Source organism: Methanimicrococcus hongohii (assembly GCF_032594095.1).
Taxonomy (GTDB): domain Archaea; phylum Halobacteriota; class Methanosarcinia; order Methanosarcinales; family Methanosarcinaceae; genus Methanimicrococcus; species Methanimicrococcus hongohii.
This window is the reverse complement of record NZ_CP131059.1, coordinates 1,930,868-1,949,522: the sequence shown is the minus strand read 5'-3', so window position 1 is coordinate 1,949,522 and position 18,655 is coordinate 1,930,868. Positions and strand designations below refer to the sequence as shown.

20 protein-coding genes are annotated in these 18,655 nt (G+C 41.5%); 16 read left to right on the top strand and 4 right to left on the bottom strand.

Annotation, left to right across the window (positions count from 1 at the left end):
• Positions 1-81: 81 nt before the first annotated feature.
• The 9 genes from hpt (at position 82) to MmiHf6_RS08870 (ending at position 7,535) form a co-directional block, all read left to right on the top strand.
• The gene (gene hpt / locus MmiHf6_RS08910; protein ID WP_316557440.1) at positions 82-663 is read left to right on the top strand and encodes a hypoxanthine/guanine phosphoribosyltransferase; all 582 of its coding nucleotides are present in this window, start codon (positions 82-84) and stop codon (positions 661-663) included.
• Positions 660-1,742, top strand: a complete 1,083-nt coding sequence (dph2, locus tag MmiHf6_RS08905) for a diphthamide biosynthesis enzyme Dph2 (protein ID WP_316557439.1) — start codon at positions 660-662, stop codon at positions 1,740-1,742. The genes hpt and dph2 overlap by 4 nt, the downstream gene beginning before the upstream one ends.
• A gap of 4 nt (positions 1,743-1,746) precedes the next feature.
• Entirely contained in the window at positions 1,747-2,097 is a 351-nt protein-coding gene (locus MmiHf6_RS08900; protein WP_316557438.1) for a hypothetical protein, read from the top strand.
• Between the two features lie 16 nt (positions 2,098-2,113).
• Positions 2,114-2,755 (top strand): METTL5 family protein, encoded by a 642-nt coding sequence (locus MmiHf6_RS08895; RefSeq protein ID WP_316557437.1) that lies wholly within the window; start codon positions 2,114-2,116, stop codon positions 2,753-2,755.
• Between the two features lie 172 nt (positions 2,756-2,927).
• Positions 2,928-4,091, top strand: a complete 1,164-nt coding sequence (locus tag MmiHf6_RS08890; protein ID WP_316557436.1) for an exosome complex RNA-binding protein Csl4 — start codon at positions 2,928-2,930, stop codon at positions 4,089-4,091.
• 169 nt (positions 4,092-4,260) lie between these two features.
• Positions 4,261-4,554: a DNA-directed RNA polymerase subunit L gene (locus MmiHf6_RS08885; RefSeq protein ID WP_316557435.1), complete on the top strand. Its 294-nt coding sequence runs from the start codon at positions 4,261-4,263 to the stop codon at positions 4,552-4,554.
• A 100-nt stretch (positions 4,555-4,654) separates the two neighbouring features.
• Positions 4,655-5,869 carry an O-phospho-L-seryl-tRNA:Cys-tRNA synthase gene (gene pscS / locus MmiHf6_RS08880; protein ID WP_316557434.1) on the top strand — a complete coding sequence of 405 codons (1,215 nt, stop codon included), beginning with the start codon at positions 4,655-4,657 and terminating at the stop codon, positions 5,867-5,869.
• Positions 5,870-5,907: 38 nt separating this feature from the next.
• A complete protein-coding gene (gene artA / locus MmiHf6_RS08875) occupies positions 5,908-6,768 on the top strand; it encodes an archaeosortase A (RefSeq protein ID WP_316557433.1) in 861 nt (286 codons plus the stop codon).
• Positions 6,769-7,277: 509 nt separating this feature from the next.
• Positions 7,278-7,535 (top strand): hypothetical protein, encoded by a 258-nt coding sequence (locus tag MmiHf6_RS08870; protein ID WP_316557432.1) that lies wholly within the window; start codon positions 7,278-7,280, stop codon positions 7,533-7,535.
• A 172-nt stretch (positions 7,536-7,707) separates the two neighbouring features.
• On the opposite strand, the gene MmiHf6_RS08865 is transcribed toward MmiHf6_RS08870, so the two are convergent.
• The 3 genes from MmiHf6_RS08865 to MmiHf6_RS08855 all read right to left on the bottom strand — a co-directional run bounded on the left by MmiHf6_RS08865 (position 7,708) and on the right by MmiHf6_RS08855 (position 10,893).
• Positions 7,708-8,016, bottom strand: coding sequence for a hypothetical protein (locus tag MmiHf6_RS08865; RefSeq protein ID WP_316557431.1), 309 nt, complete (start codon positions 8,014-8,016; stop codon positions 7,708-7,710).
• Positions 8,017-8,018: 2 nt separating this feature from the next.
• The gene (locus MmiHf6_RS08860; protein WP_316557430.1) at positions 8,019-9,899 is read right to left on the bottom strand and encodes a GLUG motif-containing protein; all 1,881 of its coding nucleotides are present in this window, start codon (positions 9,897-9,899) and stop codon (positions 8,019-8,021) included.
• A gap of 370 nt (positions 9,900-10,269) precedes the next feature.
• Positions 10,270-10,893 (bottom strand): HVO_0476 family zinc finger protein, encoded by a 624-nt coding sequence (locus tag MmiHf6_RS08855; RefSeq protein ID WP_316557429.1) that lies wholly within the window; start codon positions 10,891-10,893, stop codon positions 10,270-10,272.
• Between the two features lie 312 nt (positions 10,894-11,205).
• Here MmiHf6_RS08855 and MmiHf6_RS08850 point away from each other — a divergent pair, with 312 nt between their 5' ends.
• From MmiHf6_RS08850 to MmiHf6_RS08825, 6 genes are all read left to right on the top strand, one after another.
• On the top strand, positions 11,206-11,865 hold the full coding sequence (locus tag MmiHf6_RS08850) for a winged helix-turn-helix domain-containing protein/riboflavin kinase (protein ID WP_316557428.1): 660 nt from the start codon (positions 11,206-11,208) through the stop codon (positions 11,863-11,865).
• Between the two features lie 187 nt (positions 11,866-12,052).
• The gene (ribB, locus tag MmiHf6_RS08845; protein ID WP_316557427.1) at positions 12,053-12,817 is read left to right on the top strand and encodes a 3,4-dihydroxy-2-butanone-4-phosphate synthase; all 765 of its coding nucleotides are present in this window, start codon (positions 12,053-12,055) and stop codon (positions 12,815-12,817) included.
• Positions 12,818-13,052: 235 nt separating this feature from the next.
• Positions 13,053-13,235, top strand: coding sequence for a hypothetical protein (locus MmiHf6_RS08840; protein ID WP_316557426.1), 183 nt, complete (start codon positions 13,053-13,055; stop codon positions 13,233-13,235).
• Between the two features lie 161 nt (positions 13,236-13,396).
• Positions 13,397-14,413, top strand: coding sequence for an isocitrate/isopropylmalate dehydrogenase family protein (locus tag MmiHf6_RS08835; protein WP_316557425.1), 1,017 nt, complete (start codon positions 13,397-13,399; stop codon positions 14,411-14,413).
• Positions 14,414-14,766: 353 nt separating this feature from the next.
• Positions 14,767-15,165 carry a hypothetical protein gene (locus MmiHf6_RS08830; RefSeq protein WP_316557424.1) on the top strand — a complete coding sequence of 133 codons (399 nt, stop codon included), beginning with the start codon at positions 14,767-14,769 and terminating at the stop codon, positions 15,163-15,165.
• Positions 15,166-15,547: 382 nt separating this feature from the next.
• Positions 15,548-17,110, top strand: coding sequence for a GLUG motif-containing protein (locus MmiHf6_RS08825; RefSeq protein WP_316557423.1), 1,563 nt, complete (start codon positions 15,548-15,550; stop codon positions 17,108-17,110).
• A gap of 112 nt (positions 17,111-17,222) precedes the next feature.
• On the opposite strand, the gene MmiHf6_RS08820 is transcribed toward MmiHf6_RS08825, so the two are convergent.
• Positions 17,223-17,513, bottom strand: coding sequence for a hypothetical protein (locus tag MmiHf6_RS08820; protein WP_316557422.1), 291 nt, complete (start codon positions 17,511-17,513; stop codon positions 17,223-17,225).
• Between the two features lie 142 nt (positions 17,514-17,655).
• Between MmiHf6_RS08820 and hemB the strand changes: the two genes are divergently transcribed.
• Positions 17,656-18,645 (top strand): porphobilinogen synthase, encoded by a 990-nt coding sequence (hemB, locus tag MmiHf6_RS08815; protein WP_316557421.1) that lies wholly within the window; start codon positions 17,656-17,658, stop codon positions 18,643-18,645.
• The last annotated feature ends 10 nt before the right edge of the window (positions 18,646-18,655 follow it).

Here is an 18,655-nt window from a genome sequence, read left to right as displayed (position 1 = left end):
GTCACGAGCAAAATTTGAGCAAAATTTGAACAAAATTTGTTATAAACGTATAAATACCGAAATTACCCTTGAATTAAAAATATGCTTGAGAAATTAAAGAAATCACTTAAAGAAGCTCCCGTCATTCAAAAGGAATGTGACGGGCAGACTTACAATTATTTCATTCATCCGATTTCGGACGGAATTCCCGAAACGGATCCCGCGATTTTAGAGGAAATCGCAGATTTCATCATCAAAGACGGAAAAACCGGCGGGATCGATAAAATCGTCACCGTCGAAGCGATGGGAATTCCGATTGCAACGGCACTTTCATTAAAAACGGGAATTCCGGTTTCAATTATCCGCAAAAGAGCATACGGGCTTGACGGCGAAATCGAACTTTCACAATCAACAGGATATTCCAAAGGATCACTTTTCATCAACGGTCTTGACAAAGGCGACCGCATTTTAATCGTCGATGACGTCATCAGTACCGGCGGAACGCTTTTGCCGCTTTTGGAAAAACTGGGCGAAGCCGGCATTGATATTGCAGGCGTTTACTGCGTCATCGGCCGCGGCAGCGGAGCCGAATTCGTTAAAGAAAAAACAGGTGTTGACGTTACTGTTTTGGTTGACATTGACGTGTCGGCTGACGGTGTTTCAGTCATCGGAGGCGTGAAATGAACGAGATCCCGACAATTTCTTCCGCTTCATCTTATGATTTTGAGATGAAAGCCGTTTTTGATGAAATCAAAAAGATTTCAAAATCAAAGAAGATGGAATCAAATAATTCATCAAAAAACAGCGAAGAAATTGTAATCGGGCTCCAGTTTCCCGAAGGATTGAAAAAACACGCCATGGATATTGCTTCAAAAATTGAAAAAGAAACCGGCACATCTGTTTACATTTCAGCCGACCCGTGCTTCGGCGCCTGCGACTTGGACATGCAGCTTCTTGAAAAATCTGACCTGTTTTTCCATTTCGGACACGCCGAATTAAAACAAGGATATGATGAAAATATTGAAAACAAAGTCCGTTTCATCGAAGCGCGTTCAAAAGTTGACATCACGGATGCCGTGAGCGCCGCAATTCCGCTTCTGCCCGAGCAGACAATCGGTTTGGTGACAACGGTTCAGCACGTTCATCAATTGGAAAATGCAAAACAGATTCTGGAAGCGGTCGGAAAAACCGTCATTATCGGCGACGGCGACGAACGAATCGCATATCCCGGGCAAATTCTCGGCTGCAATTTTTCAGCAGCGCATTCCGAATCCGAAAAATGCGACGCGGTTTTATACATCGGAAGCGGCCAGTTTCATCCGATCGGCACCGCGCTTTCATCTAAAAAACGCGTTGTCTGCGCCGATCCGTTTACGTCGGATGTTTTTGAACTCAATTACCGCAAATTTTTAATGCAGCGAAGCGCCGTCATCGGAAACGCGTCAGATGCCGAAACTTTTTGCATCATTGTTTCAACCAAAAACGGACAATACCGCAAAACGCTGGCGGAATCCATCAAATCAAAAGCAGAAGCGCACGGGAAACAGGCGTTTATTTTGTTTATGGATTTAGTCACGCCGGATCAAATGCTCTCGTTTAAAGCCGATGCGTTTGTCAATACCGCCTGCCCGCGCCTGGCGATTGATGATTCCGGCAGATATCCGGCGCCTGTTTTAACCCCGCAGGAATTTGAAATCGTTTTGGGTGAGCGCGCGTGGGAAGATTTGGTTTTGGATGAAATCCTTGAAGGCGGGCAGGATTGAGAATATGTCTTTTTCAGAAGTTTGTATTTATCAAGTAAAACCCGACAAAGTCGATGAGTTTGAAATTTTGATGAACGACGTTCAGGATTTCATGAACAAACAGGATGGCGTTCTGCTTTTCCGATTCTTTAAGCGCGGATATACGATCAAAGAGTTTTCGACCGTCAAAGAAGGACTGCCGCCGGATAAACTGACACGCGTTGTGAAAAGCGTTCGATATCTGCTTTACTGGGAATTTGAAACGATTGAACAATACGGGCACGCTCAGAAAAATTTGTATGAAAGTTATTGGAAAGCGATTGACAAATGTTTGATTATGCCGCATGATAAGTATTTGGGCGACCGGATATTCTGAGGGAGATTTGACGGTTATGAAACTCAGAACGCTTGAAATCGCGCTTGAAAAAGTTGAAGGGTTTGCCGCGCCGAATGTTAATTTGGAACAATATAAGACGCCGGCTGTCGTTGCGGCGCCGTTTCTTCACATGGCTTTTATGAATGGCGACATAGAAGGCAAAACGGTTTACGATCTCGGCTGCGGCACCGGAATTCTTTCAATCGGTGCGGCAATTTTGGGCGCGGACAGCGTTATTGGTTTTGACATTGATGAAACGGCTGTTTCGAGTGCGAAGGAAAACGCGGCTCATATGGCTGATATTTTTGAATATGATGACTCTGCAATTCAGTTTATTGTGTCGGATGTTTTAAAAATTCCTGAAATGATTGAATCCAAAGAATTGGAACGAGCCGATACGATTCTGATGAACCCGCCTTTCGGGGCGCAGGAAAAAGGAAATGATCGGCCGTTTTTGGACGCGGCGATTGCGGCGGGCAGCGTCATTTATTCGATTCACAATAAAGGCAGCCGCGCTTTTATAGAAAAATATATTAAACCCGCTGTTGTAACAAATTGTTTTATAACAGAATTTCCGATACGCAAAACATTTGATTTTCATAAAAAAGAAATTCAGACGATCGATGTTGAAATTTACAGGATCGAATCCAAATCCTGACTTCCTATGAAAGATTATTTTATCTATGTTTAATGTATATTCATATCACCGAGTAGAATATAACAGCGCTGAGCGGTCAGCGGCACAGGAAATTTATTAAAATTAAATGACAAGCGGTAAAATGACTGCCGTTCTTGTCGATTCACAATTATCAAATTATGAAGGTTCATTTATGAGCAGAGTGCAAAAAAAGCCGATTCGAAGAAAGTTGAAAGACGCCGCAGAAAAAACGGAAAAGCCCAACGCCCCCGAGCCCGTCGCGGCGGCTCCTGCGGAAAGCTCACCCAAATCCGGAATTCCGAGAAAACCCAGACCCCAAATCGAGGCAAAGTCGGAACCGGCAGCAGAAACAACTGCTAAGCGCACAATGGTTAAGCGCACACCCGGACCGCGCGCAGAAGCCGCAGACGGCGAGCAGGAAGCAAAGCCGCGCCGCGTGCCGGCAGAACGCCCGGAGAGAAGTTCCGAAAGAAGAACGGAGCGCAGCAGTGAGAGAAGCGGCAATGACAGGAACGGCGGCGAACGCACGTATAGCCGCGAACGCAGCAGCAACGGCGAGCGCAGCAGTGAACGCGGCAGCGGAGACAGAAGCGGAAATGACCGATACGGAAACCGTGACAGCCGCAGCCGAGACGGAGGTCGGGACGGCGGGCGCAGCAGCGGCGGCAGAGATCGAAACGGCGGACGCAATGACCGTAACGGGCGCGGCGGATTCGGCGGCAGAAAACCTGCCGAGAAGAAAAAGCGTCCTGAAAAAATCGTTTATGAAAAGACAAAGCAATTCGTTTTCCCGGGCGAAGCTGTCAGCGCAATCGAAGAATACAAACCCGGATTCGGAACCGTTAACGATGACGGCACAATTCGCGCAACTGTTCCCGGCGTCATCGGAATCAACAAAGAACACCGCATGATTTCAGTGATTCCGAAAACGAAAACACCGAACACGATTACGGAAGGCGATGTTGTGATTGCATCCATCACCGATGTCCGCGAATCCAACGCGCGCGTCGATATTGTCGCGGCGGAAAAGAGTTTGGGCGAAGAAATCGTCAACAACGGCAACGCCGAGATTTATGTTTCCAACATCAAAGACGGGTTTGCAAAATCCGTCGGCGATGAATTCAGTGTCGGCGACATTGTCCGTGCAAAAGTCATTGACAGCAAAAAAATCGGTTTGTCAACTGTTGAACCTGAATTCGGCGTGTTGAAAGCGTACTGCTCCAAATGCAAAACATCGCTTACAAAAGTCGATGACGGACTTGTTTGCAGCAATTGCGGCAACCGCGAAAGACGAAAAATCGCGGACGGATACGGACAAGGAATTCCTTCCGTCTGATTTTTAATTTTTCATTTAATTTATTATTAAATTAATTTTTAATTTATTATTAAATTAATTTTTAATTTATTATTAAATTAATTTTTAATTTAATTTTTCAATTCACCGATAAATTTATCAAAAATCATTCATTTCAGAATTCAAATATTTTAACAAGCGAGATTAAATTATGGAAATTACAATTCTTTCACAAGGTAAAGATGAGATGGAAATTCTCGTCAAAGGGGAAACGCATACCCTGATGAACATTATCAAAGCGACGCTTTTGGAAGACCCGCGCATTGAAACGGCTTTCTACGACGTTAAAAGATTATCCAATTCCGTTGAGAGAGAGCCGGTCCTCTACATCAAAACGATGCCCGGCGAAAAACCGATTGAAATCTTAAAAGACGTGGCCGACAAAATCATGGTCATGTGCGATGATTTTTCAGCCGCTTTTACAGAAGCTGTTCAGAAGCAGTAAACAACAGTTAAGCAGAATCATCTAATATCTAAATCTGCTTTTTATTTTCTTTTTTATTTCCGCGCTTTCATGCCGGTTTTTTATCGAGGTGGCGATTTTAATGGCAGCGAACAATAATCTTCAAATGTTTCAATATATCAAACGCGATACCCGCGATTTCATCAATATTGATCCGCTTCAGACGGCCGGTCTTTTGACCGAAGCGGCACGCGACGCTCTAATCGAATGGGGCGACGGCTATTCTGTCTGCGATTATTGTAACGGCGCATTGGATCAGGTCAAAAAACCGCCGATCCAAGAATTCGTTCACAAAGCGCTGCCCGAATTTTTAGGAACGGATGCGGCACGCGTGATGAACGGCGCGCGCGAATCAAAATTCGCGGTCATGCACACGCTTGCGGGCGCGGCAAAAAACAAAACAAGCAACGCGGCAAGCAATTCGGCAAACAAAACAGACGCTGCCGATTACGTTGTCATGGACGCGTGGGCGCATTATTCAAGTAAAGTCGCCGCGGAACGCGCGGGTCTTGAAATCGTTCAAACGGAAAAGCCCGAAAAAGAAATCATGCCCGAAGATTTTCAAAATGCCATTGAAACCGGCATTGAAAAGTACGGCAAAAAACCGATTCTCACATTACTGACTTATCCCGACGGCAATTACGGCAATTTAGCCGACGCAAAAAAGATTGCCGCCCTTTCTCATGAATATGAAATTCCGATTCTTTTAAACGGCGCTTATTCCGTCGGCAGAATGCCGGTGAACGCCAAAGAATTCGGTGTCGATTATATTGTCGGCAGCGGCCACAAATCGATGTCTGCCTGCGGTCCGGTCGGCGTTCTCGGCGTCAACGGCGAAGAGGCGGCAGAGCAGCTGTTCCGAAAATCCGCGTACAACAAAGTCAAAGAAGTCGAACTGCTCGGCTGCACATCGCGCGGCGCGCCGATCATGACGCTCATGGCGTCTTTTCCGGAAGTCGTTGAGCGGACAAAGCCCGACGTTTGGGAAAAAGAAGTCGAACATGCGCGTCATTTCGTCAGCCGATTGGAAGAGACCGGCAAGTTCAAACTTTTCGGCCAGAATCCGCACAATCACGACGTGATGTTTTTTGAAGCGCCCGGATTTTTCAATATTTCCGAACGCGCCAAACGCGGGCGTTATTTCCTTTATGATGAGCTCAAAGAGAGAAAGATTCACGGCATCAAGCCGGGGCTGACTAAGAATTTCAAAATGAGCACATACGGCCTCAGCATTGAAACGATTGATACGGTTGCCGATTCATTTATTGACATTTTGAAGAAATATGATGAAATCTAAATGATAATTGAGACATTAAAACGAAAACGAGGATATAAATGACGACAAGCTTGCTTTGGTTTTCCGTTGCTTTGATGGTTGCTTCTTTGCTTTTGAAAAAGGACAACAAGATTTCTGAAATGATTTGCGGAGCGGGCTGGCTGATTTTCGGTTTTTATTGGATTACGCTGATTCCTTATTATTACGCGAAAGCGGATTACACAAATATCATTTTGACGATTCCGTTGTTTGCGTTCTGTCTCTTGATTGCGCATTTTGCGGCGCGCGCGTTTAAAAATCAAACGCGGAAAGAGATGCCGAAACACGCCGATTCTGTTCTTTTGACTGAACGCGTCGGTTTGATGTTTGATTTGACAAAACTCATCGCTATCGTCTGCATTATTTACATGCCTTTCAGTCTTTACACGCCGCTCAATCATTTTATTATTGAATCAGTCGCAGTTCAAACGGTAGAACTTTTAAATATTCTCGGCTACAATGCGTCGCTGATTGATTTTGATACGATTGGTTACAACGGCATCCGCGTCTCGGTTGTTTTAGCGTGTACCGCAATCGAAAGTATTGCTTTTTTCACGGGTTTGATTGTTGCCGTCCCCGGGACAAGAAAGAGAAAAGCGCTTACGTTTATGGCAACGGTTCCCGTGATTTATTTCTTGAATTTGTTCCGCAATATTTTCATCGTTGCCGCTTACGGCGATATGTGGTTTGGTGAAAACAGTTTTGAAATCGCCCACCATTATCTCGGGAAAGCGGGATCGGGAATCGTCCTGATTATTTTAGCGTACATCACAATGAGATTGCTTCCCGATTTGATCGACACGGTTCTCGGTCTTTGGGATTTGTTCGTCGATGAAGTCCGACATATTTTGAGAATGAAACCGAAAGCAAGACGTGAATAAATCCGGAATTTATTTCTTCTTCTTTCATTTTTTCTTTCATTTCTTCTTTCATTTCTTCTTTCATTTCTTCTTTCATTTATTTTTCAGTTTATTCATTTTCAATTTATTTTTTTCATTTCATTTCTTGTTTCATTTTTCATTTAATTTCATTTTGAATTTAATTCATTTCTCGTTTCATTTATTATTTCACTTGTCATTCATCTTTTTTTCAAAATCATGTTAAACCAAAACATCCAATTTTCAAAATCGGTGAACCTGAACGCCCGATAAAACCCTGAAAAATATTTTAGATTTTAATGAAAAAACGGCGTTCCGTTTTGAAGAATATTGATGAAAGACGATGTTTCAATGAAAAAAAGTTAAATGAAAGACAAAACGCCGCCCCCGCAAGTTGAGTTTCCGAAGCGAAGCGGAGGAAACGAGACTTGGCGGATTCTTCCCATACGAAACAAAAAACAAAAAAACATTTTACTTTTTGATTGATGTTTCAGCTCCGGAAAAGTGCCGTCTTGCAACTGTTTTTACCGCTGCCTGCTCCTGCCGAGCCGACCAATCTGCAACTGTCTTTTATGGTTGCCGCTGCGGGTCAGGTTTGCGCTGCTGCGTGCATCTGCTCATTTTATGGTAATCCGTTCGCATTCGCGAACGTGCCGCTGCTGCCTGCCGCTACAGTTGCCGCTGCTACCTGCCGTTACAGTTGCCGCTGCTGCCGGCAGCCGCAGCAGCACGCAGCCGCCGCGCGCGCCGCACCATTTTTAAAAAAGTAAAATAAAACGAAACATTCATTTTTCCAAAAATCAAAAAATGAACTTCGTTTTTCAAAAATCAAAAAATGAATCTTCGTTTTTCAAAAACCAACAAAAACTGAACTTCGTTTTTCAAAAACCAACAAAAACAGAAATCAAATTTTCAAAAATAAAAACAAATCGAAAAAAAATATTAATCTTCTTTTTCCCTCAGGCTGTAATTAATGACCGCAATAATGACCGTAAATCCGAATATTAAAACAATCATCGGCAATTGAGTTCCTGCGGCGTCGTCAATATCATCAATATCCGCTGAAAAAGATTGAATCGGCGCCGACCCGGATGAATCTGACGGCGTTGTCAAATCCGGCGAAGTCCCTGAAATCGCGTCCGCTTCATTTATTTTATTAAAATCAAGCAATTCGGAAACAGCAACAGCCGCGCCTGCCGTAAACAAAGCACACGCAATTATTAAAGCCGCCCAAATCGTTTTAGATTTCATAATCACTCTTCTTTTTTAACCTGGCGATATCCGTAATATACGGTGAAAATAAGCATGCCAAGAACAGCAAAAATTCCGAGAGACATTGCGCTTCGAATCAAATTTCCTGCCGGTCCGTCCAGGTCAAGAATAAACGTGTTCATAATGCCGCTGCCTTCATTTGAATTATCATTCGAAAAGATTTTATCAATAATCTTTGCGCTTCCCGTACCCGAACTTGAATCAGATTTTAAATCCGACCCGATATCAATAATGGACCCGTCCGGCACATCAAAGCCGATATCCCAAGTCGCAAACAAAGTGACATTAGAGCCGACGATTAATTCTTCTCCGGCAAGATAAACAGTTTCATCATCGCTGAACCCGTCAAGCCAGCCGAGAAATGTAATTTCTTTCCACACCGGATCTGTATTTATAATTTCAAAAACAGTTCCCGGACCGTTTGTCACAAAAATCAACGGCTCGGGCATATTTTCGGCATCTTCAAAAGCCATTCCGGGAGCGTATGTGACAAAAATCTGCCAAGCAAATCTGGGCGTATCATATCCTTCATTTACAAACCAAACCATATCGAAAAGTTCCCAATCGTTGCCGATAAATGTTTGTTTTTCTCGCATTTCAGTTGCCGGTACATATGTGCCGTATCCGTTTTCAGCAAGAATATCATAAAGATTACTGTTGTCAATTTCCCATTTGCTGTCATCCGAAGATTCGGCAATTCCTGCAAAACCGCCTTTTACACTGCCGTCTGAATTCACATTTCCGGCGGCATAATTATCAGAAAATATTACGGTCGCGCCGGCATCGGCTGCATCGTTGTCAATCAAAACCTTGCCGACAAAACCGCCGGCGATATCTTCTGCTTTAACAATGCTTGTCGTGTAACTGTTTTGAACCGAAACTTTAGGAATTAAATCGCTTGAAGTTGCAGGAATTGAAATCAAACCAATCAAACCGCCTGCAATCGTCTTGTTTGCCGTCACATTGCCGACAGAAAAACATTCTGAAAAAGCGCCGTTGTAAATCACCCCTGCAAAGCCGCCTGCAATTGTGTCCGCCGTCACATTTCCGGTTGCATAACAGCGTTCCAAGCTGCCGCCGTTTATCATACTGACCAAACCGCCTGCATAAAACGTATCGGATTTCACATTGACAGATGAAGAACTGTTTTCAAAATCAGAATAAGAAGAAACCCCGACCAAACCGCCGACATGACTGTATCCGCTGATTGCGGCACCGGCATTATCACTTGCGCCGACAACTCTGCAATTTATTATTTGTCCGCGATTTTCATCAGTTCCCTGCATTTGACCGACTAAAGAACCAAACGCGGGCCGGAATGCGGTTTCGGAATCGCCGCCGTAAAGACTTTCATCAACGGTTTCAGCTGTTTTCAAATATTCAACAGTCATATTATGAACAACTAAATTTAAATTTTTGAAAACAGCTGATTTGGCATTTCCGAAAAGGCCGTAACCGTCTTTTTTATGAATTTTAGAATCAGAGTCGGAATCAGAATCGAGATCAGAATCGGATTCAGAATCTCTTTTAAAAATAACATCGTTTTCAAAAATAATTGTATAATTCTGCCCGTCAAATGTTCCGGTAAATTCATTACCGTAAGAGCCGATCGGTGTCCATTCGGTTTCAGAAGTTTCAGAAGTTTCAGAAATTGTAATATTTTCCGTTAATACATAATATCCGTTAAGCGGATATTCATTGAGAATGCCGATATTCGGCAAAATTGTTTGGTAATTTGATTGATTGATTTCAATTCCCGAAAGCTCATCTGCCGGACCAAAATCATCGGCGGCTGCCACTCCCGTAAGCAGCATTGCGGCAACAAGTAAAATTAAAACCAAACCCTGTTTTTTGAAAATCATTAAACCCTATCCGTTTTCATCATTATTGAATATATCATTAATACATATCATATAACTAAAATGTTATTTTTGCGTACTTGGAATAGTATTTTTTTGTATATATGTCTTTTTAGTAATATTATGTTATATCAAAAGTATATTTTCAAAAATTCCGAATGTAATTCTAATATGTTACTGCTATTCACTTTGAAAAATAAGATGAATCAGCAAAATGAAACAACAAAACAAAGCAGCAAAACAGCAAAAACAGCAAAACGATGTAAAATACAAAACGACATGACATAAAATTGAAATTAAAATAAATTAAATTGAAATAAATTAAAACAAATCAAATTAAAATAGAAACGAAAAAAGAAATGAGATCGGAAAATCAATATTTCCCGTATCTTCCGTGCATCGGTTTTTTGGCGTAAACGCGTTTGACTTTCTTTGCGAGGACGTAATCGCCTTCTTTGGATTTGAAGCTGCCGCCGCGGATTTTGATGGAAACGATCGGGTAATCTTTTCCTTCCACTTTGACATTTTGACCGACGACGAATTTGAAATCGCCCGGAACTTTAATTGCAGCGGGGTCGGTGATTTCTTTGCGCTGGATTGCAACTTTCACCGTGATTTCATCAATGGCGCGGCCCCAAATCGTATCAATTTCTTTGACCGGTGCCGACGGTTTTCTTTTGTCGCCGCATTCTAAAACAGTGATGATGATCGGCACGACTTCGCCGGAATTGATGTCTTCAACGACAAATTCATCGTCAATGAAAAAGCGCTCTTCTTCGGGCAAAAGCATCTGCATGACAACGGAATCTTCCATGTGGCTGACAATGACTTTAACGGTTTTCATCTTCACGCGCGGAATGCGGTAGCTGTGGACGTGTCCGCAATCCATACATTTGGCAACCGGACTTTGTCCCGGCTTTATGACCTCATGCCACGTTTCATCTGCAGGCGAGCAGTTCGGGCATTTAATTTCAACTTCATTTTCTTCTTCAATCATAATTCTCACTTATTTTTGTTTGTTTTCTTCAATTGCAGATATTTTTGCAAAAATTTTTCAATAAATTTCAGATATAAGCGAAAGAAAGAAAACACTCCCATATAAGCATATTTGACAAGAGAGGAATAAGAATAAAAATACAATAAAAATACAATAAAAATACAGATCGATTCAATTCTTCAAGAATATTCAAATTTGTTTAAATTTGTTCAAGCTTTTCAAAAATTTGTGAATAATATTCGGATAAATATTATATAGAAAGCAATCTCATATTTGAGAAACATCTCATTTTTGAGGAAGGATTTGCTGACTATGGATCAAATCAGATATTTAAAAACGCTGGCACTTCTCGGCTGCGATCAAAAACCGGTCAAAATTTCCGTGAAAGATTTGGAATCGGATTTGGAAGCAAGCGATAAAACAATTTCGAGAAACTTGAAATTTTTGGAAGAGCAGGGGCTGATTGAACGCGAAATCAATCCGTCGGGTCAAATGATTTTGATCAGCAGCGCCGGCATGAAACTTCTTTCCAAGGAATTTGCGGACTATAAGAAAATATTCCATGTCAAAGAACATATTGATTTGGACGGAACGATTGTTTCGGGACTCGGCGAAGGCCAGTATTATATTTCCATTGACGGTTACATGGATCAGTTTCAGGAAAAACTCGGATTTAAACCGTTTCCGGGCACTTTGAATGTGAAAATCAAAGATTATTGTTTTGATCTAAGAAAACGAATGGAAGAGTTCCCGTATGTTAAAATTGAAGGCTTTTCCGACGGGCAGCGGACTTACGGCGCAAGCGACTGCTATCCGGCTCAAATCAACGGTGTCTGCGGCTTTATTATTGTTCCCGAAAGAACGCATTATAAAATCGATTTATTGGAAATTATCGCACCCGTCAAAATGCGTGAAGCGCTGAATTTGAAAGACGGCGACGAAGTAAAAGTGACGGTCGGCGAAATCTGCTGAAAAATTGAATCTAAATTGTGATTAATTGAATTTAAATTGTGATTAATTGAATTTAAATTGTGATTAATTGAATTTAAATTGTGATTATTTGAATTATGATTATTACAAATTTATCATTACATCTCAACATAATATTCTCAACATATATTCTCAACATATATTCTCAACATAAATCAGGTGAAATAAAATGGAAAACAAAACACAAAACCAAAACGACGGCAAATATTCCGAGAAAATTCAAAAAACGCTTCAAGCAATTCGCGACGGTAAATTCTTTTTGCTTTACGACTCCGAAAAACGTGAGGGTGAAACAGATTTCGTAATTTCTGCAACTGCCGTTCAGCCTCAGGATGTCAAAAGAATGAGAAAAGATGGCGGCGGTTTGATTTGTGTTGCAGTCAGCCCGAAAGCTTCTGACATTTTGAAACTTCCGTATATGGCAGATGTCGTCACGGCGGCAGCAACCAACGATAAAATAAATCCGAAGCTTGAGATCGGAACGTTCGTTGAAAAAGAAGGCGACATTCAGTATGATAAGAAATCTTCGTTTTCGCTTTGGGTCAACCACCGTGAAAACAGAACGGGAATTCCCGATGACGATCGCTCTTATACGATTCGCCGCCTCGGGGAAATGACAAAAACGGCGCTTGAAGGAAAGCCGGTCGATTTCGCTTCCGAATTCAGAACGCCGGGACACACGGCAACGCTTCGCGCTTCAAAAGGCCTTTTGGATGAACGCCGCGGCCAGACGGAATTGTCGATTGCATTGGCGCTGATGGCCGGAACGACGCCTGCCATGGTTGTCTGCGAGATGCTGGATGATACGAACGGCAAAGCGCTTTCAAAAGAAGATGCGAAAGCTTACGGCGAAAAGAATGACATGATTTTCGTTGAAGGTTGGGAAGTTGTTGAAGCTTTTGAAATTTGGAAAAAAGAAGGCATTGAAGCTTGATTTTTTTTAATTTTCTTTTTCCCTTTTTAATTTTCTTTTCTTTTAAATTGTCCTTTCCTTCCATCTTTATTTCTTTATTATTCTCCCTTTTTTCATTTCTTTCTTTAGCGATTTATAATATTGAGTTTTATTAGTTTTTAAAAAATTTAATAACATTTATTACTTTACAGTTCTAATTGGCGTTACCAACTCAAATTCTGTTTACAATTTATGACTTAAAAATTGAAGTAAAAAAATGGCAACATCATCGATTACTGATTTAATCATTGTAGATTCTGAAAAGCTTCAAAAAGCTTTGAAAAAATTTGAAACCGAAGATCTGACAGCCGGTCGATTCCGAGTCAATGCAATTGAACAGCTTGAAGCAGGTCGTAAATTATTGAAAAAAACTGCTGAGGAAGTTCCCGAAGCTGTTTAAGCCAAATAGATGTTAATTTTATTTTTGTTTTTATTTTTTATTATTTTTTGAAACAGAAGTGTTTTATTTCAGAATTGTATTGAGGATTTTGAAATTTCAATTTATTTATTTGTTTATTTTCAATTTATTTTCTATTTTTCGATTACAAAAGGTGATATTAAATGACTAAAACAGCAGCCGTCATCAGAGGAGACGGTGTAGGACCCGAATTGGTTGACGCAATGCTCAAAGTTTTGAAAGCTTCCGGAACTCAAGTGACGTTTAAAATGTGCGACGCCGGCGAAACCTGGTGGAAAGCAAACGGCGGCGACTCTTTGATTCCGCCCGAAACTTGGGACATCATGAAAAACGCTGACGCTTGTTTCAAAGGCCCGACAACAACGCCCGGCGGCATCGGCTCCCCGCGCAGTGTTGCGGTTTCCATCCGAAAAGCGTTTGACTTGTACGCCAACGTCCGCCCGATCAAAACGATTCCCGGAGCAGAAGGTCCGCTCGGCGCAGTTGAGCACGTTTGTGTCAGAGAAGGAACGGAAGGACTTTACATCGGCGAAGAAGTTCAGCTCACCGATGACGTTGTGATTGCGATTCGCAAAATTACGAAAACATCTTCCCGCAAAATCGCAAAATACGCATTTGAAGAAGCCAAGCGCCGCGGATACAAAGCAGTCGTTCCGATTCATAAAAGCAATATTTTGAAAAAGACATGCGGCACATTTTTGGAAGTTGTTGAAGAAGTCGCCAAAGATTATCCCGACATCGAAGTTTGGGAATATCACATTGACAATATCGCAATGCAGCTCATTAAAAATCCGCAGATGTTTGACCAAACAATTCTTCTTTCAACGAATTTGTTCATGGACGTTATCAGCGAAGAATGTTCCGCGCTCGTCGGCAGCATCGGCATGATTTATTCTGCAAATATCGGCGACAATTACGCGATGTTTGAACCGGCACACGGTTCTGCGCCGAAATACACGGGAATGGACAAAGTCAATCCCTACGCAACGATTTTGGCAGGCGCCTGGATGCTTGATTATCTTGGGGAGAAAGAACAGTCTCAAAAGATCTTCAAGGCGGCCGAGCAGGCAATTTCCGAAGGATTTGTGACTTACGATATGGGCGGCGACAAGAAGCTCAGCGAAGTTGCCGACAAAATGGTTGAAATTATGACAAAGTGAAGACGCAAGTCTTCCATCTTTTTTGATTTATTTTTTTGATTTATTAATCCGTTTTCCGGATATTTTTGAAAGAACAGGGTTCTGTTTCGTTAATTTTTGAAAAGCGGAGCGGCTCGCGCGACGGCGGGCTTCTTCGGGTGAACAGCTGCAAACATGAATCGAAAAATATTCAAATTTTTAAAAATTCTTTTCAACTTTTTAACCGTGAAGCTCCCTTTTTTTAGAAAGTTATCATATTTTAAGGGAATTTTCGGTGATTTTTTTAGAAAAGCATAAATAGTAAATATGAAAGTCTAAAAAACAAGAATTGTTTGCAGAACCTGTAAAATTATAAGAATTATAAGAGGTACATTATGGAGAAAATGAAAGATATTCTCGGAGAACCGATGGATTTGGTTATCGTTTCACTCAATGAAGAGGAAGACTACGGCATTTGCGTGATATCGGTTCGTGACGATGATCCCATTTATCAAATAAAGCTGTATCAGAATCCCTTGGATTTGGAAGACAAAAGCCTGACAAAAGCAATCGAAGAACTCGAAGATTATTCAAAAATCTTCACCGAAGAATCCAATGACATTTATGAAATTTTGAATGTCCATCGCGACTTTTGGCTCCAGCCCGAAATCACATCCGATGAATGCGACAAACTGCCTGTTACAATCATTTCAAGCTGGTCAGAACTTGAAGAGACCATCAAAAAAGGCAAAATGAAAGGATTGTTCAATTATTTCGCTTTGGATGATAAATAACAAACAACAGCTAAAAACAATTTTAACCCTTTTTTAAATTTTATTCCTTAAAATTTGAATTTCTTACTTTTTTACTTTTTTTACATTTTCGTAATCAGACACATCTAAAATAATTTCTGAAAATATTTCTTTTTTGTTTACAATATAGTATAAAGCATATTTAAACAAAATAAAAGAATATATTATAATTAAATAAAATTTAATTAAAACAATATAATATATTCGCGGAAAAGAATTATATAGAATCGAATAAATTATTAAAAGTGAATGGAGATTTAGAATAAAAATCTCTAAAAGGGGTTAAATTACAACGGTTAAGATAAAAATAAAAGGGGATTTTAAAATAATCAAAAAAATATTTTTAATTGCACTAATACTGGTTTTGTTTTCAGGAACAGCTGCAGCAATGACAGGAACAGGTACAGTCGGAGATCCTTATGTGATATATGATGAGAGTGATTTGAAATTGGTTATAAACAATATGTCAGCCAATTACACCCTTAACAATGATATTGCATTGACCGAAGTATACAAAGTTCCGAAAAATACAACATACAATTCCGAAATTTTTAAAGGAACATTTGATGGTAAAAATCATACAATCAGCAACGTAACCATCAATAACCAAAATCCTTCGAACGGATATGTGATAAGTGCCGATTATTTAGGCTTTTTTGCGAAAACAGAAGATGCTACAATTAAAAATAACACAGGCACAATTATAGGGTATATGAACGGCGGTGTTGTTGAAAATGTGCATGTTTATACAAATACAAGTTATACAAATGCAGTCAGCGGAACGGATAAAGTAAGCGGCCTCGTTGGAAGCATGAGTACCAGTAAAGTTTGTACAATCAGTAATTCATCTTTCACAGGGAATATTCAGTCAATCGGACAAAACACATATGTAGGCGGTATTGTCGGAAATGTCGGTGCCAACAGCATCATTAAAAATTGTACATTCAACGGAACAATTAATTCATTGATGTCTGCAGGCGGAATTTCCGGCAGCTCTTCAGGTACAATTCAGAACTGTTACGCGGACGGAAAAATTAATTCACAAGTATATTCCGGCGGTATTGTCGGCTCAATGAACAGCGGTACAATTACAAGATGTCAATCGGATGCATTGATTATCGGAGACTATGCCGGCGGAATTACAGGAATTTCAGCCGGAACAATTACAGACAGTTTTTCAACGGGCTCTCTTATAGCAATGAGTGGTGCTGCCGGTATTTCGGCACGAGTAGTCGGCGGAACCGTTAAAAATTGTTACTCCACTTCTATGATATATGCTGCCGATTGCGGCGCGGGCATTGCACTTGGAACCGGTACTACTATCGAAAACTGTCTTGCATTGAATGAATACGTTACAGCACCGGAAGTTTATCGTATATCCAACCTTGCAAGTACAGATTCTTACTCCCGCGATTTCATGACAAACAACGGATCCCAAGTTGAAATTAAGGCCGACGACCCCGTTATTGGCGTGGATGATTTCTGGGACACTTACGATACCAGCAATTCTCTTTGGTCAACATGGTCTGACTCTGTTTGGACTCTTAATACAAACGAAAATTTCCTGTTGCCTGTTCTTGCAACATTCGGAAATGATGTTGACGGAGACATGATGTTTCTTCTTGATGATCCGTCTTCAAGCCCCGAAGTGATCTACAAAACAGTCAGTGGCGGCGGCAGTTCAGGCAGCACAGTCACAATCACAGAAACTGTTTACGTTGATTCCGGCGCAAGCGGTTCAAACGGCGCTGAAGTTGTAACAACAATTACACCCGAGAACCCGGTTACAGGTTTCGGATCAGACCTTGAACAAACAGCAGGATTTAACTGGTGGGTTGCAGTCAGCGGAGTTCTTTTCGCCGCGTTGATTGTCGCAGGAATCTACATCAGAAAATGCAAAGAAGATTTGAACGAAAAGGGAATTTAATTCTCTTTCATTCATTTTTTATGAACGGACTTGAAACACAGTTTCATGTTTTATTTTTTAGTTTTTCCTAATTTTTCCGTTCATTATTCATTTTATTTTTTAAAACTGTGATTTATTTTTTGATTAATTTTTTAAATTTGTGCAGCTCGCGCGAGCGGAGCAGCTGAAGAAAAATCGCTTCGCGATTTTTCATAAACACCTCCCTCCAACTGCAAACAAACACCTCCCTCCAACTGCAAACAAACACCTCCCTCCAACTGCAAACAAACACCTCCCTCCAACTGCAAACAAACACCTCCCTCCAACTGCAAACAAACACCTCCCTCCAACTGCAAACAAACACCTCCCTCCAACTGCAAATCGGCGCAGCCTGAAAAATCGCGAAGCGATTTTTAACAAACACCGCCCTCCCCCCGCCCGATGAAAAATTCCGAGCGAAGCGAGGAATTTTTTGCGAAAGCTATTTTATACTCATATATCTTAATTCATTCACAATATTCGATTACATTACCCGATTGATATTTGCAAACGCAGGAGAAATCAAAATGTTTCCGCAGACCCGAATGAGACGCTTAAGATACGGAAAATTAAAAGAGATGGTCAGAGAAAACGATCTGACCGTAAACGACTTGATTTATCCGTTTTTTGTTGACGAAACGGCAGCCGAAAAAACAGAAGTCTCGTCTATGCCCGGCGTTTTCAGATGGCCGGCAACCATGGCAGTTGACGCCGCTCGCGAAGCATTTGATCTCGGCATTCCCGCCGTATTGATTTTCGGGATTCCGAAGACAAAAGATGCGGAAGGTTCGTCCGCTTACGGCGACGATGATGTCGTTCAAAAAGCCGTCCGCGAAATCAAAGCGCAGTTCGGAAACGATTTGATTGTCATTACCGACCTTTGTATGTGCGAATACACCGATCACGGTCACTGCGGAATCGTGGATTTTGAAAATCACGATGTTGTCAATGATTTGACGCTTCCTGTCCTCGGAAAAATTGCAGTCAGCCACGCAAAAGCAGGTGCTGACATCGTTGCGCCGTCGGGAATGATGGACGGCATGATTGAAGCGATTCGTTTTGCGTTGGATGAAAACGGCTTTGAAAACACGCCGATTATGTCTTATTCTTCCAAATACGCGTCCGTCTTTTACGGACCTTTTAGAGATGCTGCCGACTCGGGATTCTGCTTCGGCGACCGCTCGGAATATCAAATGGACCCGGCCAACGGCGATGAAGCAATTCGTGAAACGGAACTCGATGTCATGGAAGGCGCCGATATGCTGATGGTCAAGCCCGGCATGCCTTATTTGGACATCGTTTACAGAATCAAACAAGAATTCCAAATGCCGCTTGCGGTTTATCAGGTGAGCGGCGAATATGCGATGATTAAAGCCGCCGCCGAAAAAGGCTGGCTGGATGAAAAGAAAGCATTTTATGAAGCATGCCTTTCCATGAAAAGAGCAGGTGCCGACATGATTATTACTTATTATGCCAAAGAATTGGCGGAAATTTTGAAAAGCGGAAAACAAAAGTGAAATCGAAAAG

Excerpts from the sequence above, each read along its gene's own strand:
- MmiHf6_RS08855 (WP_316557429.1), bottom strand. The coding sequence starts at position 10,893 with ATGATTGAAGAAGAAAATGAAGTTGAAATTAAATGCCCGAACTGCTCG.
- MmiHf6_RS08885 (WP_316557435.1), top strand. The coding sequence starts at position 4,261 with ATGGAAATTACAATTCTTTCACAAGGTAAAGATGAGATGGAAATTCTC.
- MmiHf6_RS08890 (WP_316557436.1), top strand. The coding sequence starts at position 2,928 with ATGAGCAGAGTGCAAAAAAAGCCGATTCGAAGAAAGTTGAAAGACGCC.
- MmiHf6_RS08850 (WP_316557428.1), top strand. The coding sequence starts at position 11,206 with ATGGATCAAATCAGATATTTAAAAACGCTGGCACTTCTCGGCTGCGAT.
- artA (WP_316557433.1), top strand. The coding sequence starts at position 5,908 with ATGACGACAAGCTTGCTTTGGTTTTCCGTTGCTTTGATGGTTGCTTCT.
- ribB (WP_316557427.1), top strand. The coding sequence starts at position 12,053 with ATGGAAAACAAAACACAAAACCAAAACGACGGCAAATATTCCGAGAAA.
- MmiHf6_RS08835 (WP_316557425.1), top strand. The coding sequence starts at position 13,397 with ATGACTAAAACAGCAGCCGTCATCAGAGGAGACGGTGTAGGACCCGAA.
- MmiHf6_RS08895 (WP_316557437.1), top strand. The coding sequence starts at position 2,114 with ATGAAACTCAGAACGCTTGAAATCGCGCTTGAAAAAGTTGAAGGGTTT.
- hpt (WP_316557440.1), top strand. The coding sequence starts at position 82 with ATGCTTGAGAAATTAAAGAAATCACTTAAAGAAGCTCCCGTCATTCAA.
- dph2 (WP_316557439.1), top strand. The coding sequence starts at position 660 with ATGAACGAGATCCCGACAATTTCTTCCGCTTCATCTTATGATTTTGAG.
- hemB (WP_316557421.1), top strand. The coding sequence starts at position 17,656 with ATGTTTCCGCAGACCCGAATGAGACGCTTAAGATACGGAAAATTAAAA.
- pscS (WP_316557434.1), top strand. The coding sequence starts at position 4,655 with ATGGCAGCGAACAATAATCTTCAAATGTTTCAATATATCAAACGCGAT.
- MmiHf6_RS08860 (WP_316557430.1), bottom strand. The coding sequence starts at position 9,899 with ATGATTTTCAAAAAACAGGGTTTGGTTTTAATTTTACTTGTTGCCGCA.
- MmiHf6_RS08830 (WP_316557424.1), top strand. The coding sequence starts at position 14,767 with ATGGAGAAAATGAAAGATATTCTCGGAGAACCGATGGATTTGGTTATC.
- MmiHf6_RS08840 (WP_316557426.1), top strand. The coding sequence starts at position 13,053 with ATGGCAACATCATCGATTACTGATTTAATCATTGTAGATTCTGAAAAG.
- MmiHf6_RS08865 (WP_316557431.1), bottom strand. The coding sequence starts at position 8,016 with ATGAAATCTAAAACGATTTGGGCGGCTTTAATAATTGCGTGTGCTTTG.
- MmiHf6_RS08900 (WP_316557438.1), top strand. The coding sequence starts at position 1,747 with ATGTCTTTTTCAGAAGTTTGTATTTATCAAGTAAAACCCGACAAAGTC.